Origin of the sequence: Acinetobacter sp. YH12249 (assembly GCF_013417475.1) — a bacterium.
Lineage (GTDB): Bacteria > Pseudomonadota > Gammaproteobacteria > Pseudomonadales > Moraxellaceae > Acinetobacter.
On record NZ_VPDX01000001.1, the window covers coordinates 169,161 to 184,983 of the forward strand.

Here is a 15,823-nt window from a genome sequence, read left to right on the forward strand (position 1 = left end):
ACGCCTGTCAAATATAAGTGGCTGATGGATAAGTTTTTATTGGTTGAATATTCAACTAAATTTACAAAGGGATAACATTTCTATTTTCAGTTTTAAACTCTACATATATGATTAAATCAAATACCTATGAAAGAAGAATTACGACAATGGGTGTCGCAGTAAAAATTTCAAATTCAGTTTTAATAATTAACTTGGGGTAACATGGAAGAAGCATTAGAAGATTATGAAATTTACGATATTTCTCATGTGGAATCAGATCTTTTAGAACCTTTAGGAACAAAAAGTAAATTTTGGTATTCCTCTGATGGTGAAGAATTCTTATTTAAGAGTGTTGAATCTAATAATGGTATTCGGTTAGGTGAAGATTGGGCAGAAAAAATAGCTTGTGAATTAGCAGCTTTATTAGGATTACCTCATGCTCATTATGAATTGGCTGTTTATAAGGGTAAAAGAGGAGTTATTACTAAGAATTTTATTTCTGAACGTGGTGAACAACTCATTCTAGGGAATGAATTGCTCGAAACATTTGTTAGCTCTGAAGATGGCAACAATCCTAATATTCAATACGTAGATGATGTTCACCAAATAATGTTAAATACAGTTATTAATAAACCTATTGGTTTTAGTAGCTTAAAAGATATTAAAACTGCAAGTGAGTTTTTTATAGGTTATTTAATGTTTGATGCTTTAATTTCAAATCAAGACAGACATAATGAAAATTGGGGAGCAATAATAACAGTAAAAGGTGTCAATCACTTGGCTCCTAGTTATGATCATGGTGCCAGTCTAGCTAGAAATATTAGTGATGAGATGAGAACAAAAAGACTTACTTCAAAGGATAGAGGACAACAAGTTTCTCAATTCGTTCTTAAAGCTAAATCATGGTTCTTAAATCGAGAAATAGACAGTCGTATTAAGCTACTTGATGCTTTTAATGAATATGCTTTAATGGAAAGAGAAGCAGCGAAAAGTTGGCTAAAAATATTAAAAGAGTTAGATGATGAGGAAATTCGTCTTTTAATATCTAGAGTGCCAGAGGAATTAATGACTCAGGTTGCCAAAGATTTCACATTTAAATTGATTCAATGCAACAAATCAAATTTGTTAGCTTTAAGTCCTAACTTATAAACTAGAGTAAGTGAGTAATTGTCATCATGAAAAGTGTATTCGTAATGTGGCAAGATTCAACAGGCACAAGAATGTGGCATCCTGTTGCAAAGCTGACTCAAGACGACTCTCTTAATTATATTTTAAAATATACTAAGGGAGCGCAACATAAGAAGTTTTCATCTTTTCCAAGCATGCAAGATACTTCGAAAAGTTATACTTCACCACGCTTGTTTAGCTTTTTTAGAAATAGGTTAATTCCAGAAAGTCGTCCAGAGCATGACAGTATGTTTGAGTGGTCTGGTTTATCAGCAGAATCTAAAGATTACTTAGAACTATTGGCTATCTCTGGTGGGGAGAAAAAGACAGATCATTTTAGGATTGTAAATATTCCTAAGAATGAAGATGGTTTCTATCGTATCAAGTTCTTTGTAAGTAGTATTAATTATCTTAATGATGAAGAGAAAGCGAAACTTACTGAATTGAAAGTTCATGATCGATTAAATTATCAAATAGATAAGTTTAATGATATTAATCCTGATGCTACGATTCTTCTTAAAGAAGATAATATGAAAGTAGGTTATTTACCTCATTATTTATGCAAGGATTTAAAAAATCTTAGAAACTATTTAAACGATGAACAAATTGAGATTTCTATTGAAAAGATTAATAAAGATGCACCATCTCAGTTTAAAATTTTATGTGAATTGAAAGCTCCTTGGCCAACTAGTTTTACAGCATTTAGTGATGAAGAGTTCACTACTTGTTAAAAAACCCCGCAATAAGCGGGGTTTTCTGTCTCGAATTATTTAAGAATTAAACACGTTCGATGATTGTCGCGATACCTTGACCCAGACCGATACACATCGTTGCAAGACCGATTTGAGTATCTTGCTGTTCCATGATGTTTAGTAGGGAAGTAGTAATACGCGCACCAGAACAGCCCAATGGGTGACCCAATGCAATCGCACCACCGCTCAAGTTCACGATGTCCTGTTTCTCGTATAGACCTAAGCCTTTAAGAACAGACAGACCTTGTGCGGCAAACGCTTCGTTTAACTCTACAGTTTGCATGTCTTCAATGGTCAGACCAGCACGTTTCAATGCTTTTTGAGTTGCTGGAACAGGGCCATAACCCATGATCGCAGCATCACAACCTGCAACCGCCATAGAACGGATCACAGCACGTGGTTTCAAACCAAGCGCTTGAGCACGTTCAGCAGACATTAACAGCATTGCAGATGCACCATCAGACAATGCTGAAGATGTTGCAGCAGTCACTGTACCGCCTTTAGGATCGAATACTGGACGCAAAGCACGGAAAGTTTCAATGTTGGCATCCGGACGGATCACTTCATCGATATCGCACAGAACTTTGTAACCGTCAGCATTATGACCTTCAATGCCTACGATCTCGTTCTGGAACAGACCATTTTCAGTTGCAGCCCAGGCACGGCGGTGAGATTCAACACCAAACGCATCCTGTTCTTCACGAGTAATGCCGTTCATGCGACCCAGCATTTCAGCCGTCAGGCCCATCATGTTTGATGCTTTTGCATAGTGCTTAGATGCAGCAGGGTTCAGGTCGATGCCGTGCATCATACCTACGTGGCCCATATGCTCTACACCACCGATGATGAAGATATCACCCTGGTTAGTCGCAATCTGTGCAGCCGCAGTGTGGATTGCCTGCATAGAAGAACCACACAGACGGTTAACCGTTTGACCTGCAACAGTCTTAGGAAGGTCAGCTAACAATGCGATGTTACGCGCAATGTTCATCCCTTGTTCCAGAGTCTGGTTCACACAGCCCCAGATCACATCTTCGACTTCATTCGGATCGAATTCATTACGAACCATCAACGCACGGATAAGTTCAGCTGACATGCTGTCGGCACGTACATTGCGGAACATACCGTTTTTCGATTTGCCCATGGCAGTACGTACGCCATCAACAATCACAACGTCACGTGGATTTAAAGTAGCCATTCACGTCACTCCTTAACCGTAGAATTTTTTGTTGTTAGCAGCCATGTCGCGCAATGATTGCGGCGCTTCATAAGCCTTACCTAAGTGCGCGTATTTGTCGCAAAGTGCAACATACTCAGCTACACCAGTTTGGTCGATATAACGGCATGGACCACCACGGAATGGAGGGAAGCCTACACCCATGATCATCGCCATATCTGCTTCAGCCGGAGTTGCAACAATGTTGTCTTCCAGGCAACGAACAGTTTCGTTACAGAAAGCCAGCATCATACGGTCAATGATCTCTTGAGGATCAAATTCACGTTTTTCAGCAGTTGCAACAGATGCCACAAGTTCGTATGCGGTTGGATCAACCACTTTGGCTTTTTTGCCTTTACGGTCAAGTTCGTATTTGTAGAAACCAACGTCATTCTTTTGACCCAGACGGTTGTTTTCGTACATCACTTGGATCGAACCTTTGAAATCAGGTTTCATACGATCCGGGAAGCCTTCAGCCATCACTTCTGCACCGTGAACGCCAGTATCGATACCAACCACGTCCATCAGGTAAGCAGGACCCATAGGCCAGCCGAATTTTTCCATCACTTTATCGATTTGCTGGAAGTCAGCACCATCTTTCAGTAACAGGTCAAATGCACCGAAGTAAGGGAACAGTACGCGGTTTACCAGGAAGCCCGGGCAGTCATTCACTACGATTGGTGTTTTACCCATTTTCTGAGCAAGAACAACAGTCGTTGCAATCGCTTCAGCAGAAGTCTTCTCACCACGAATCACTTCTACCAGTGGCATCATGTGTACCGGGTTAAAGAAGTGCATACCGACGAAGTTTTCAGGACGTTCCAGATTTTCAGCCAGACGCGTGATTGAAATCGTAGACGTGTTCGACGCAATAATTGTGTTTTCACGTACTTTAGATTCAGTTTCTTTCAATACGATGCCTTTCACTTTCGGGTTTTCAGTTACTGCTTCGATCACGATGTCGACTTCTTTAAACTCGTCATAGCTTAAAGTAGGACGGATGCGAGCAAGGGTTTCACCCATTTGCGCCGGCTTCATCTTCTTGCGTTCAACCTGCTTGGTCAGCAGTTTGTTTGCTTCAGACATACCCAGTGCAAGTTGCTGGTTACCGATGTCTTTCATGATGATTGGAGTGCCTTTGCTTGCCGCCTGGTAAGCAATACCACCACCCATGATCCCTGCGCCTAGAACGGCAGCCTGGTTCACTGGATGTGCACCTTGTTCATATTTCTTAGAAGTTTTCTTCACAACCTGGTCGTTCAGGAACAGACCGATTAACGCACCTGCTTGTGGAGTTACCGCAGCTTTCGCAAAGCCTTGAGCTTCAACTTTTAACGCTTCATCGCGGTGTAAGCTTGCACCTGCCTGAAGAGAATCAAGCAATAGTTTTGGCGCTGGGTATTGAGCAGGGTTTGCTTTTGCAAGAACCGCACCTTTCGCCGTATTGAACGCCATCATTTGCTCAAGCATGTTCAGCTTGATTGGATCCAGTTTTTCCTGGCGTTTTGTTTGCCAGTCTAAACGACCGTGAATTGCCTGTTTCAACAGGTCAATCGCAGCATCTTTCAGTTTGTCTGCAGCCACAACCGCATCAACAGCACCATCTTTCAGTGCAGCAGCCGGTTTTTTCGGAGTAGCCATGGCCATCCATTCAACTGCATTGTCGATACCGATCAGACGGCTTAAACGAACCGTACCACCGAAACCAGGGAAGATACCAAGTTTGATTTCAGGCAGGCCGACTTGCGCCTGTTCTGACATCACACGGTAGTCACAGACTAAGCACATCTCGAAACCGCCACCTAGTGCCATACCGTTAATCGCGGCAACTTTAGGAATGTCCAGGTCTTCGAAGCTGTTAAAAATTTCATGAACTGGTAGTGCCCAGTCAACAATTGCCTGTTCGCCTTGAGCAAAGTTATCGCCGAACTCAGTAATGTCAGCACCTACAATAAATGTAGACTTGCCTGAAGTCACGATTAAACCCTGAATGTCAGCAGCGGAAACTGCGTCGATCGCAGCCTTGAAATCTTCAATCGTTGCACGGTTGAATTTGTTAACCGACTCACCTTGTAAGTCAAAGCGGAATTCTGCAATTCCGTCCTCAAGCATTTGGACGGTAATGGCATTGCCAGCGTGGATCATGCCCTGATCTCCTTTATTTTGGAGGACTTCTAAGTTGATGTTGTGAAGCAAGCGCGCATTTCCCGCGCACTTTTTTACTTCGCTAATCTTACGATAACTATATCCAAAAAGAACAACACAAGTTGTATCAAGCCGTGACGCAAGGGTCATCAATTTTCATCGCTCAATCAAGGTGTTGTCATGTCCGGAATACAGTGAACCGTTATCGCAGTGTAATGAAGTTATTGTTTCAATTTCACTTTTTTATTGCTGTCGCGCTGTTTTTATAACGTAAATTGACCAGATAGGGAATGTTTGCTGTGTGGTGTTTTGGTCAAAATAGTCAATTGAGATTCAAATTATTCGATACGGATGTAAGAAAATGTATGCAACGCTGTGTTCTACAAGCGGGTAGGGAGAGCAAAAGCAGCTTTGTTATAATGCGGCCCAGATGTGACTTTTTTATTTTTCCCCGTTCTTTTTTAGGGCTAGGATTTTTTGGGTATTGATATGCTTAAGTGGATTATTTTGGCCATCTTTGTCATCTCAGCGTTATATATTCAGCGACGTGGCACAGTTCGGCATTCTTTTTATCGCCAGTTTTTTGACCATTCGACCCTGTTTGCACCGATCAATTTTCTGATGTACGCCTTTTCACGCGTACCGAATCAGCCTTATATCGATACGCAGCATTTTAAAGACCTAAAAGTGCTGGATGAAAACTGGGAAATGATTCGTGACGAAGCACAGGCACTCTATCAGAAAGGCGGGATCAAGGCTTCGAGCAAATATGATGACCTGGGGTTTAACTCATTTTTTAAGACTGGCTGGAAACGCTTCTATTTAAAATGGTATGACTCGGCGCATCCCTCTGCAGCAGAACTCTGCCCAAAAACTACCGCCTTGCTCAAAACTTTGCCTACCATTAAAGCGGCCATGTTTACCGAGCTGGCACCCGATAGCCGTTTGGTCCGTCATCGTGACCCTTATGCCGGTTCATTGCGTTATCACTTGGGCTTAATGACCCCGAATGATGACCGCTGCTTTATCGATGTCGATGGTCAGCGTTATTCCTGGCGCGACGGCGAGAGCGTGGTATTTGATGAAACCTATATTCATTATGCCGAAAACAAGACTGACCAGAACCGGATCATTTTCTTTGCTGATGTCGAGCGACCTTTAAAAACCCGCTGGATGGAACGCTTCAATCACTGGTTTGGTAAAAAAGTGATGACAGCAGCCAGTTCACCGAATGAGGTTGGGGATCAGACTGGTGGCTTAAACAAAGTCTTTGGTTATGTCTATCAACTCCGGGTAAAAGCCAAAGCTTTAAAAGCACAGAACCGCCAGCTGTACTATTTCCTGAAATGGTTCCTGATGCTGGGTATTTTCTTCCTGATCTTTATTCGTCCTTATCTGTTTGCCTAAGCTGCAACATAAAAAATAAAGCGCCCACATGGGCGTTTTTTATTACTTGCAGAGATTCACCACATCATTCTGATTTTGTGTAAGATAAAACAAAATAGGGGGAAGATGATGCGTGTATTTCGTTCCAAAAAAGACTGGTGGCTGCTGGCATTTTTGATCTGTATGAGCGGTTTGTTATTGCAATTATTACTGACCATGCAGGCCAAAGGGACGATGGCTCAATATCCGGTGCATACCGCAGTCTATATACTCACAATCCTCTTGGTCTGGTGGCCGGTTTGGAGTACCCGTTATATCGTGCAGGATGGGCAGTTGATTATCAAAAGCTTGTGGCTGACCTGGCAAATTCCGCTTGGTTCGATTCAGAATATCCAGCCTACAGATCACTCAGAAATTGCACCTGCTTTGTCTTTCAAGCGTTTAAAAGTTAGCTATATGCTGGCAGATCAACAAAAGTATGTCCTGATTTCACCTAAAGACCCGGATGCATTGATTCAGGCGATTCAAGCACATCAAACAGTTTAATTGGAATCGGAGGCTTGAGGCTGAACTAGCAATTGACCATTAATGCAGTCCAGATGGAGTTGCAGTTGTTCTGGATGGTTCAGGAAATAAATCGCTAAGATGGGTTCCAGTTCAGTCCGTATTTTTCGGCCCAGATGACGGGCGCCATAACGGATGTCATGACCCTGATAAAAATGGGCCTTGGCTGCATCAGTGAGGTGAATCTGTCGTTTCTGATGTTGCAGACGTTGATTTAATTTATCCAGCTCAATCTCAACGAGTCGTGGCAGGGTATCATTTTGGACGGCCTGATAGTGCAAGGTACGGTCAATCCGGTTTAAAAATTCGGGATCGAACTTGCGCTGCATGACTTTTTCAATGATCTGCTGGGTCGGTACTTTTTTCAGACATAATTGTTGCATTTTTTGCGGCAGATAGCTGAGTTTTTCCAGATATTGTTGCGCGGCCTGTGCACCGACATTACTGGTCATAAAAATTATGCAGTTACGAAAATCGATGGTTTTGGTACCAGCAGTCAACGTCAGTCGACCAGTATCCAGTACATTCATCAGACCACGAATCACTTCAGTACTGGCTTTTTCCAGTTCATCAAACAGCATGATGCCGGGACGGGTATGGCTTCCGGCAATAGCGGTTTCATCAAACAGGCTATGGCCTTCTTTAGAGCCCACATAACCCGGAGGCGCGCCAGTCAGGGCAGCTGCATAATGTTCCTGCGCCAAAGTATTCATATCAATCCGGCAGAAAGCATCAGGACGGCCATAAATTGCTTCGGCAATCAGACGCACGGTCTCGGTTTTGCCGACACCGGTCGGGCCAAGCATTAAGGTAACCGAAAGCGGACGTTCAGGACTGGAAAAGTCAGCCTTGACCACATGCAGCATTTTTTCAATTTCATTTAAGGCGGCATCCTGACCGATGATCCGTTCCCGTAGCAACTGCATCACAGCCAGAGGTTCAAAATGAAAACGCGGTTTCCCAATTAAACGGTCACGCTCAGACTGGCTATGGCTAGAAGTGGCAGGTTGCACAACATGAATACCGGATTGGGAACTTGTCATCTTGGATCATCTCGAGATTGAACCTGTCGAGCATAGCAAAGTTAGTTCAGGCGACTTATAGCTTTTAGCAATCAGACCATATTGGGTTGCTTATAAATACGGCGGTCTGGGCATAACCTGTTTCACTTTCGATGACAGTTCGGGTGAATTTTGTGTCATCGCTTGAAAATGACACATTAAACATCACATATATCTGCATATTGCAGGTGAAAAATAGGTTTTAGGTGAACGAGAACGCACGCCCTCATATTGAAAAAATCTTGGCCAATATGACCACCTTACCCGGGGTCTACCGGATGTATGGCAAAGATGGCGAACTCTTATATGTGGGAAAAGCCAAGAACCTGAAAAATCGGGTATCTAGTTATTTTGTCAAAACCCTTGATCATCCCAAGACTCAAGCTTTGGTGGCACGGATTTATGACATTCAGACCTTGGTGGTGCGTTCAGAAACTGAAGCTTTATTGCTAGAGCAAAACCTGATCAAGCTGCATCGTCCACCGTATAACATCATGCTGCGTGATGACAAATCCTATGTCTATATTTTTGTCTCTGTAGACAAGCCCTATCCGCGGATTGCCAGCGGTCGTGGCAAGGGCAAACATCAGGTCGGCAAGTTCTTTGGACCTTATCCGAGTGCTTACAATGCCCGCGATACTTTGGTTATTCTGCAAAAATTATTCAATGTACGTTCCTGTGAGAATGGTTTCTTTGCCAATCGTACTCGACCTTGTTTGCAATATCAGATCAAGCGCTGTTCCGGCCCTTGTGTCGGCCTGATTTCACCTGAGGATTATCAGGAAGATGTCAATAATTCGATTCGCTTCCTGCAAGGCGATACCAAAGAGTTGAATCAGGAACTGATTGCCAAGATGGAAGCAGCCGCAGAAAATCTGGAATTTGAAAAGGCGGTATTTTATCGTGACCGGATGGCATTACTGCGTGACGTACAGGCCCAGCAGGCGATTTATAAAGTCAAAGGTGAGGCAGATATTCTGGCGATTGCCTACCAGGCAGGAGTAACTTGTGTGCAGATCATGCATGTGCGTAATGGCAAGATGCTCGGCGGTAAAGGCTATTTTCCGGATATGCTGAGTGACGATCTGGGACAAATGCTCTCGGATTTTATTGCCAACTTCTACTTCCAGGTTGCCGATGAAATTCCTTCTGAACTGATCGTAAATATTGAAATGCCAGATCGGAAGGAGCTGGAAGCCGCACTTTCTCAACATTTTGACAAGAAAATTCAGATCAAATCCAAAGTTCGGGAAACCCGTGCCGAATGGCTGGAACTTGCACAGATGAATGTGCAACATGCCATTCAGGGCAAGCTGGCCAATCACTTTGAGCTGAATGAACGTTTCCATCAGTTAGAGGAGGTCGTAGGACGGCCGGTAGATCGGATTGAGTGTTTCGATATCTCGCATACCATGGGTGAAGATACGGTTGCTTCTTGCGTAGTCTTTGATAGTGGAGGCGCGCGCAAACGCGATTATCGCCAGTTTTCTATCAATGATATTCAGGCGGGTGATGACTATGCCGCGATGCGTCAGGCCTTAACCCGTCGTTATAAAAAAGCCATGCTGCCAGATTTGCTGCTGATTGACGGTGGTAAAGGGCAATTGCATATGGCGATGGAAGTCATGCAGGAACTTGGGCTGGATGCCTTTATGGTCGGTGTGTCTAAAGGCGAAGGGCGTAAGCCGGGTCTGGAAACCCTGCATTTTACCGATGGCAGCAAGATCCAGCTTCCAGAAGATCATAAGGCCCTGCATCTGATCCAGCAGGTACGTGATGAAGCTCACCGTTTTGCCATTACCCGCCATCGGGCCAAACGCGATAAAAAACGGGGTTCATCCGTATTGGAAGTGATCCCAGGATTAGGGCCGAAGCGCCGTCGTGATTTATTGACCCATTTTGGTGGGATTCAGGGTGTGCTTAAAGCTTCAGAAAAAGATCTGCAACTGGTACCGGGTCTGGGTTCGGTCATGGCCCGGATGATTTATAAAGTTCTGCATGAGTAATCGTTTTATATCAATTACAAGTGCAAAAATGCACATTGACCTTCGAGTCAAAGGTCATTTCTATTCATAGATTTTTCCAGCAATATATCGGTTCATCAGACAAAGTTGAAGGATCGATATGTCTTTGCAAACACTGTACGCACAAATTGCGCAGCAAGAATGGATTGAAATGCCGCCAGGCTGGGGACAAGGAAGAACCATCTACGGTGGACTTGCAGCTGCAGTCATGATGCAAAAAGCCGTGGTAATAATCAATGATCCTACTAAACGTTTGCTGAGTACCAGTGTGACTTTTGTTGGCCCGGTACAGGAAGGCAAAGCACGCCTAACTGCGGAAATTCTGCGTGAAGGCAAATCGGTCACTACCATCGAAGTGCGTCTATGGCAGGATGAGGCTGTTCAGAGCATTCTGATTGCCAGTTTCGGCGTAGCGCGCGATTCTAGCATTCAGGTACATCAGGAAATCCAGGCTCCGGATTATGCTCCTCCTGAAACCCTGTTCCAGATTCCTGCACAGTTCAAGCTTCCAAAGTGTTTTGATCATTTTGAACTCAGATGGGCGGATTTGAATCTGCCGTGCAGTTCAAGTGTACGTCCTGATTTTGAAGGCTGGTGCCGCTTCCATCCAGATCAACATTCTGACCGTGAATTTCAATTAGCTGACCTGATGGCCATTTTTGACATCTGGCCACCTGGGGTGTTACCGATGTTTCAGACACTGGCCCCAGCGAGCAGCCTGACCTGGACTGTAACCTATGTGCATCCAGTGCAGCATCAGCTACATGATTGGTTTAAATATAAAGTGATTACCGACCATGCGGCTGACGGTTATTCAACAGAACATGCCTATCTGTGGGATGTAGAAAATCGGCTGATTGCGATGGCCAGACAGACAGTGACGGTGTTTGCCTAGTGACACTTCAAGTCAATTCGTATAAAGTGAAGCGTATTAATGATGGATTAAACCTCGAAAAAAGTGTGCATTTTCATCGTACATGAGGGGAACAATTGGCGGTGTCTATGACTACAGGTCGTATCCTGAATATTCCAAATATCTTGACCTTGGCTCGTATTATCCTGATTCCGGTTTTTTTATTGGTCGCATATTGGCCACCGGCAATGGGATTTAATGAAACCAGTCCTGATGTGACGCGGCATATTATCTTAACGACAATTTTTGTAGTGGCTGCAGTCACTGACTGGTTTGATGGTTATCTGGCGCGTACTCTGAATCAGACGTCTGCTTTTGGTCGTTTTTTGGATCCAGTTGCAGACAAGTTGATGGTCGCTGCTGCGCTTATTGTCTTAGTGCAATGGCAACCTTCGATCTCGATGGCTTTTGCAGCGATTGTGATTATTTCACGGGAAATTACAGTTTCAGCTTTACGTGAATGGATGGCTGAACTCGGTGCGCGTACCAGTGTGGCGGTGTCGACAGTGGGTAAATACAAAACCGCGTTCCAGATGATCGCAATTACGGTTTTCCTGCTGAACTGGCCACCGCTAGAAATGCTGGCTTATGCTTTGCTATATACAGCTGTGGTACTGACCTTATGGTCAATGTTTATTTATCTAAAAGCAGCCTGGCCATATCTGAAACAGCCTTAATCAATAAAAGCTCCTTAAAGGGGCTTTTTTTTATAGCTGAAATAGGAAATATAAAAATAGCAGGCAAAAAAATACCCAGCCTTTGGGGGAAGAACTGGGATGAAATCGGGGGTATTTCTCAGTTATTATTATAGTTATTCAAAGATATCTCATCTTCTTGCTGGTCATTATAGGGAGCACCTTCCACAAAATCATGTGGTTTCTTGTAGCTGAATGTTGTGTTTTGTGAGAGCAATGTATACAAAATTTACAATTGATTATTTTGATACAAATCTGATTGCTTTTCAGTAAGATAATGGCTGCTTAAATTTAAAAAACACGGTAGGAAAATGACAGGTTTTGAGCCTGTTTTTTAGGTCAATAATTTTCGATTTCATGAAAGTTAAAATAGTTTTTAGAGTGCTTTTAAGAGAAATAGAGTATCTATAGAAAAAGAATATCCGAGGAGTCTCTTGTCAGGTATTTAACTCATGATCTGATGAAGAAGTAATTTTCAAATTAAAAAGGGAATTCTTTTTATAGGTTACTTTTTTATAGCATTTGAAGTGATACCTTTCGCTTAATTTACGTAAGAGAAAAGCTTGAGCTTAGATAAAAAAATTTCCATGTAAGGAGTTTTTTTATTCTATGAACTTATAGCTGCTTGTCTTGTGTAAAAAACAAAAAGAGTAGAGCTTTAAACTAAAAGGGGAATCTTTCATAGATTTCCTTTTTGACAAGTAAAATTATGCGCTTGTCTTGCTTAGTTAAAACGCAGTTTAGCTCTTGCAGTATTCATAAAAAAAAGAGCCTTGTCAGGCTCTTTTTTGACATTTGAAACTACGCGCTTCGCTTGTCTTGAGTAATTTTTAGAGCAGTACATAAAAAAGAATCTCCCATAACGGAGATTCTTTTTAAAGCCTACGCGCAGCATAGCTGCTTGTCTTGCGGCGTGGCGGAGCAGTGCTTTTGATATAAGAAAAGCCCCGTTTATGGAGCTTTTCAAATGTTGACCTACGCGCACCTTCGGTGCTTGTCTTGAAGAAAAATAAGGCAGCGCCTTATTTTTCTTCAGGCTTTAGACCTTCAGCTTTTTCCAATGATTCATCATTGTTAAAGAACTTCTCGCGTTGTTCTTCAAGGAACTTTTTCGCATCCGGTTCAAACACGTTTAAACGCTTTTCATTGATCAGCGTGGTCTGGTGTTTCAGCCATTCTTGCCAAGCCTGTTTAGATATCGTATCAAACAGTTCCTGACCCTTTGCACCCGGGAATGGTGCAAAGTCTAAACCTTCCATTTCTTGTTGATACTTACGGCAAAAAACTTGTCGAGACATATCAATACTCCAATTTAAAGCGAAAGCAATTAAGCGTAAAGTTTCTCTAGGCGAGCATGCGCACGTTCGATCGCAGCTTCAACCTGTGCAGGTGCAGTGCCACCGATGTGATTACGTGCATTCACAGATGCTTCTAAAGTCAGAGCTTTTTCAAATACATCTGCCTGAATCAGATCAGAGAACTGTTGCAGTTGCTCAAGTGTCAGTTCAGACAGGTCTTTACCTTCCTGTACACCCAGAGCTACCGCTTTACCCACAATTTCATGAGCATCACGGAAAGCCACGCCATTTTTTACCAGATAATCTGCCAGGTCAGTAGCCGTTGAGAATCCACGAAGCGCTGCTTCACGCATGATTTCAATATTTGGTACTAGAGCAGGAATCATGTCAGCAAATGCCATTAATGAACCACGAACCGTATCGATCGCATCAAATAATGGTTCTTTGTCTTCCTGGTTATCTTTGTTGTAAGCAAGCGGTTGACCTTTCATTAGGGTCAACAAGCTCATCAGATCACCATATACACGGCCGGTTTTACCACGGATCAGTTCAGGTACATCCGGGTTTTTCTTCTGTGGCATGATCGAAGAACCAGTACAGAAACGGTCTGGAATATTTACGAACTTGAACTGAGCCGATGTCCATAGGATCATTTCTTCAGACATACGTGACAGGTGCATCATAATTAAAGATGCCGCAGCATTGAATTCAATACCGAAATCACGGTCAGAAACAGCATCAAGTGAGTTTTCAGCAACAGCTTCAAAACCTAGAAGCTCAGCAGTATAAGCACGGTCAATCGGGTAAGTCGTACCTGCCAGAGCAGCAGAACCGAGTGGCATACGGTTAACACGTTTACGGCAATCAATCAGACGCTCAGAGTCACGTACCAGCATTTCAAACCAAGCCATCAAGTGATGACCAAAAGTCACTGGCTGTGCAGTTTGCAGATGGGTAAAACCTGGCATGATGGTATTGGTGTTTTTAGCTGCCAGGCCCAGGATGCCTTTTTGCAATTTTTTCAGTAATTCCAGGATGGCATCAATTTCATCACGGACATACAGACGGATATCTGTGGCAACCTGGTCATTACGGCTACGGCCCGTATGCAATTTTTTACCGGTGATGCCGATACGCTGAGTCAGGCGCGACTCAATGTTCATATGCACATCTTCAAGGTCAATGCGCCATTCGAAGTTACCTGCTTCAATATCTGCTTTAATGGCAGTCAGACCTTCGATAATGTCATCACGTTCCTGTTCGGTCAGTACGCCAACTTTTGCCAGCATGGTTGCATGTGCAATCGAGCCTGCAATGTCTTGTTTATAAAAACGTTGGTCAAATTGAACAGATGCTGTAAATTCAGCAACAAAAGCATCAGTCGCTTCAGAGAAACGACCGCCCCACATACCCGAAGTCTGGGCTTGTGATGGATTTGAGGAATTAGAAGATGTGGTCATGTCGGCTCAATCAGATTAAAAGCAGTAGAACGAAAAAGAGTATAACAAATTCAAAGCCCGTTGCCGAAGTCCAAGTCGATCAATCTTTTACATCTCCGACCGGATCAGTGCAAAGCTCTTATTTTTTTAGCCAGATCGGCAAGCTGCACTATTTGCTGGAAATGTTTATTGGCGGCAATGTGCTGGCCATGGTCTTAGCCTTGGCAAAAGCACAGTCCTGGCAGGCGCTTAATCTGGCAGATCTACTTCAATATATGCTGTATATCAACTGGATACTGTTATGTTTTGCAGCGCTAGTCGAGCTTTTTCATCAGCACTTTCAACGTATGGGGATTAAGCTGGCATTAATCTGCGGATTTTTGCTATTACAGGCGATTGTTTTGGTAACTACGACCAGTCTGAATGTGCTGACTTATTTTGGCAGCAATTTGAATTTTCAGGGACTGAGTCTGGCAGTCGCACTGGATCAGGTCGGCCTACATCTGAGTTTTGGTATCCTGTTAGGCATGTTCTGTTTTCGCTATCTGTATTTGCGTGAACAATGGGCGCAGCAGCAGCACAGTGAATTACATGCACGGATTCAGGCCATGCAGGCCAGGATTCATCCGCATTTTCTGTTTAATAGTCTCAATAGCGTGATTAGCCTGATCAGTATTGACCCGGACAAAGCCGAACAAATGTTGCTGAATTTGTCCCGTCTTTTTCGGGCCAGTTTTCAGGAATTGAAGCTGGTCAAGTTGCAGGAAGAAATTGAACTCTGCCAGCGCTATCTGGAGATTGAACAGATTCGTCTGGGAGAGCGTTTGCAGGTCGAATGGAAATTAGAAAACAAAGACTTATACTCACAAGTCCAAATTCCATTATTGACTTTACAACCCCTAGTGGAAAATAGTATTTTCCATGGAGTTGAAAAAATTTTGACAAAGAGTACCATAAGCATATTGATTGAAATCTTGCAAAATCAAATTAATATCATCATAACAAACCCCTATACGCAGGATAATAAAACATTAAAAAAGGGACATGGTATTGCAATTGAAAATGTCAGACAGCGTCTGGAAGCTTATTACGGACCTACGATGACGTTTCAAACTTTCGCCGGTGGAGGGGTGTTTACCACGGTTGTGCAATATCGCTATAAATAAAAAGAAATCAAGGAAATC

General features: G+C 43.1%; 14 protein-coding genes. 8 read left to right on the plus strand and 6 right to left on the minus strand.

All coding sequences use genetic code 11. From position 1 onward, the window contains the following. Nucleotides 1–201 precede the first annotated feature (201 nt). Together FTV25_RS00830 and FTV25_RS00835 are read left to right on the plus strand one after the other, a co-directional pair. The gene (locus tag FTV25_RS00830; RefSeq protein WP_180002510.1) at nt 202–1,128 is read left to right on the plus strand and encodes a HipA domain-containing protein; all 927 of its coding nucleotides are present in this window, start codon (nt 202–204) and stop codon (nt 1,126–1,128) included. A 26-nt stretch (nt 1,129–1,154) separates the two neighbouring features. Beyond that, nucleotides 1,155–1,877, plus strand: a complete 723-nt coding sequence (locus FTV25_RS00835; protein ID WP_180002511.1) for a HipA N-terminal domain-containing protein — start codon at nt 1,155–1,157, stop codon at nt 1,875–1,877. Nucleotides 1,878–1,923: 46 nt separating this feature from the next. On the opposite strand, the gene fadA is transcribed toward FTV25_RS00835, so the two are convergent. Then, on the minus strand, nt 1,924–3,096 hold the full coding sequence (gene fadA / locus FTV25_RS00840) for an acetyl-CoA C-acyltransferase FadA (RefSeq protein WP_180002512.1): 1,173 nt from the start codon (nt 3,094–3,096) through the stop codon (nt 1,924–1,926). A 12-nt stretch (nt 3,097–3,108) separates the two neighbouring features. Next, on the minus strand, nt 3,109–5,259 hold the full coding sequence (gene fadB, locus FTV25_RS00845; protein ID WP_159123725.1) for a fatty acid oxidation complex subunit alpha FadB: 2,151 nt from the start codon (nt 5,257–5,259) through the stop codon (nt 3,109–3,111). A gap of 489 nt (nt 5,260–5,748) precedes the next feature. On the opposite strand from fadB, the gene lpxO reads away from it, so the two are divergent. Then, entirely contained in the window at nt 5,749–6,666 is a 918-nt protein-coding gene (lpxO, locus tag FTV25_RS00850) for a lipid A hydroxylase LpxO (RefSeq protein ID WP_166136817.1), read from the plus strand. A gap of 108 nt (nt 6,667–6,774) precedes the next feature. Next, the gene (locus FTV25_RS00855) at nt 6,775–7,191 is read left to right on the plus strand and encodes a PH domain-containing protein (RefSeq protein ID WP_159123727.1); all 417 of its coding nucleotides are present in this window, start codon (nt 6,775–6,777) and stop codon (nt 7,189–7,191) included. On the opposite strand, the gene FTV25_RS00860 is transcribed toward FTV25_RS00855, so the two are convergent. Further along, nucleotides 7,188–8,252: an AAA family ATPase gene (locus FTV25_RS00860; protein ID WP_180002513.1), complete on the minus strand. Its 1,065-nt coding sequence runs from the start codon at nt 8,250–8,252 to the stop codon at nt 7,188–7,190. The genes FTV25_RS00855 and FTV25_RS00860 overlap by 4 nt on opposite strands. Nucleotides 8,253–8,476: 224 nt before the next feature. Between FTV25_RS00860 and uvrC the strand changes: the two genes are divergently transcribed. From uvrC to pgsA, 3 genes are all read left to right on the plus strand, one after another. Then, nucleotides 8,477–10,276 (plus strand): excinuclease ABC subunit UvrC, encoded by a 1,800-nt coding sequence (gene uvrC / locus FTV25_RS00865; RefSeq protein ID WP_180002514.1) that lies wholly within the window; start codon nt 8,477–8,479, stop codon nt 10,274–10,276. Between the two features lie 118 nt (nt 10,277–10,394). Beyond that, a complete protein-coding gene (locus FTV25_RS00870; protein ID WP_180002515.1) occupies nt 10,395–11,189 on the plus strand; it encodes a thioesterase family protein in 795 nt (264 codons plus the stop codon). A gap of 107 nt (nt 11,190–11,296) precedes the next feature. After that, entirely contained in the window at nt 11,297–11,884 is a 588-nt protein-coding gene (gene pgsA, locus FTV25_RS00875) for a CDP-diacylglycerol--glycerol-3-phosphate 3-phosphatidyltransferase (RefSeq protein WP_004781631.1), read from the plus strand. A gap of 742 nt (nt 11,885–12,626) precedes the next feature. Here the strand turns inward: pgsA and FTV25_RS00880 are convergent. The 3 genes from FTV25_RS00880 to argH are packed head-to-tail and all read right to left on the minus strand — an operon-like array spanning nt 12,627 to nt 14,660. Then, a complete protein-coding gene (locus tag FTV25_RS00880) occupies nt 12,627–12,887 on the minus strand; it encodes a hypothetical protein (protein ID WP_166136805.1) in 261 nt (86 codons plus the stop codon). A 37-nt stretch (nt 12,888–12,924) separates the two neighbouring features. Continuing rightward, entirely contained in the window at nt 12,925–13,200 is a 276-nt protein-coding gene (locus FTV25_RS00885) for an oxidative damage protection protein (RefSeq protein ID WP_004781637.1), read from the minus strand. A 29-nt stretch (nt 13,201–13,229) separates the two neighbouring features. Further along, nucleotides 13,230–14,660 (minus strand): argininosuccinate lyase, encoded by a 1,431-nt coding sequence (gene argH, locus FTV25_RS00890; RefSeq protein ID WP_051065353.1) that lies wholly within the window; start codon nt 14,658–14,660, stop codon nt 13,230–13,232. Here argH and FTV25_RS00895 point away from each other — a divergent pair. After that, a complete protein-coding gene (locus FTV25_RS00895; protein ID WP_159123731.1) occupies nt 14,651–15,805 on the plus strand; it encodes a sensor histidine kinase in 1,155 nt (384 codons plus the stop codon). The genes argH and FTV25_RS00895 overlap by 10 nt on opposite strands. Nucleotides 15,806–15,823 lie beyond the last annotated feature (18 nt).

Bases quoted from the DNA above. Each gene is read 5' to 3' on its own strand.
- FTV25_RS00830 (WP_180002510.1), top strand. From the start codon at position 202: ATGGAAGAAGCATTAGAAGATTATGAAATTTACGATATTTCTCATGTG.
- FTV25_RS00835 (WP_180002511.1), top strand. From the start codon at position 1,155: ATGAAAAGTGTATTCGTAATGTGGCAAGATTCAACAGGCACAAGAATG.
- fadA (WP_180002512.1), bottom strand. From the start codon at position 3,096: ATGGCTACTTTAAATCCACGTGACGTTGTGATTGTTGATGGCGTACGT.
- fadB (WP_159123725.1), bottom strand. From the start codon at position 5,259: ATGATCCACGCTGGCAATGCCATTACCGTCCAAATGCTTGAGGACGGA.
- lpxO (WP_166136817.1), top strand. From the start codon at position 5,749: ATGCTTAAGTGGATTATTTTGGCCATCTTTGTCATCTCAGCGTTATAT.
- FTV25_RS00855 (WP_159123727.1), top strand. From the start codon at position 6,775: ATGCGTGTATTTCGTTCCAAAAAAGACTGGTGGCTGCTGGCATTTTTG.
- FTV25_RS00860 (WP_180002513.1), bottom strand. From the start codon at position 8,252: ATGACAAGTTCCCAATCCGGTATTCATGTTGTGCAACCTGCCACTTCT.
- FTV25_RS00870 (WP_180002515.1), top strand. From the start codon at position 10,395: ATGTCTTTGCAAACACTGTACGCACAAATTGCGCAGCAAGAATGGATT.
- pgsA (WP_004781631.1), top strand. From the start codon at position 11,297: ATGACTACAGGTCGTATCCTGAATATTCCAAATATCTTGACCTTGGCT.
- FTV25_RS00885 (WP_004781637.1), bottom strand. From the start codon at position 13,200: ATGTCTCGACAAGTTTTTTGCCGTAAGTATCAACAAGAAATGGAAGGT.
- FTV25_RS00895 (WP_159123731.1), top strand. From the start codon at position 14,651: ATGTGGTCATGTCGGCTCAATCAGATTAAAAGCAGTAGAACGAAAAAG.
- argH (WP_051065353.1), bottom strand. From the start codon at position 14,660: ATGACCACATCTTCTAATTCCTCAAATCCATCACAAGCCCAGACTTCG.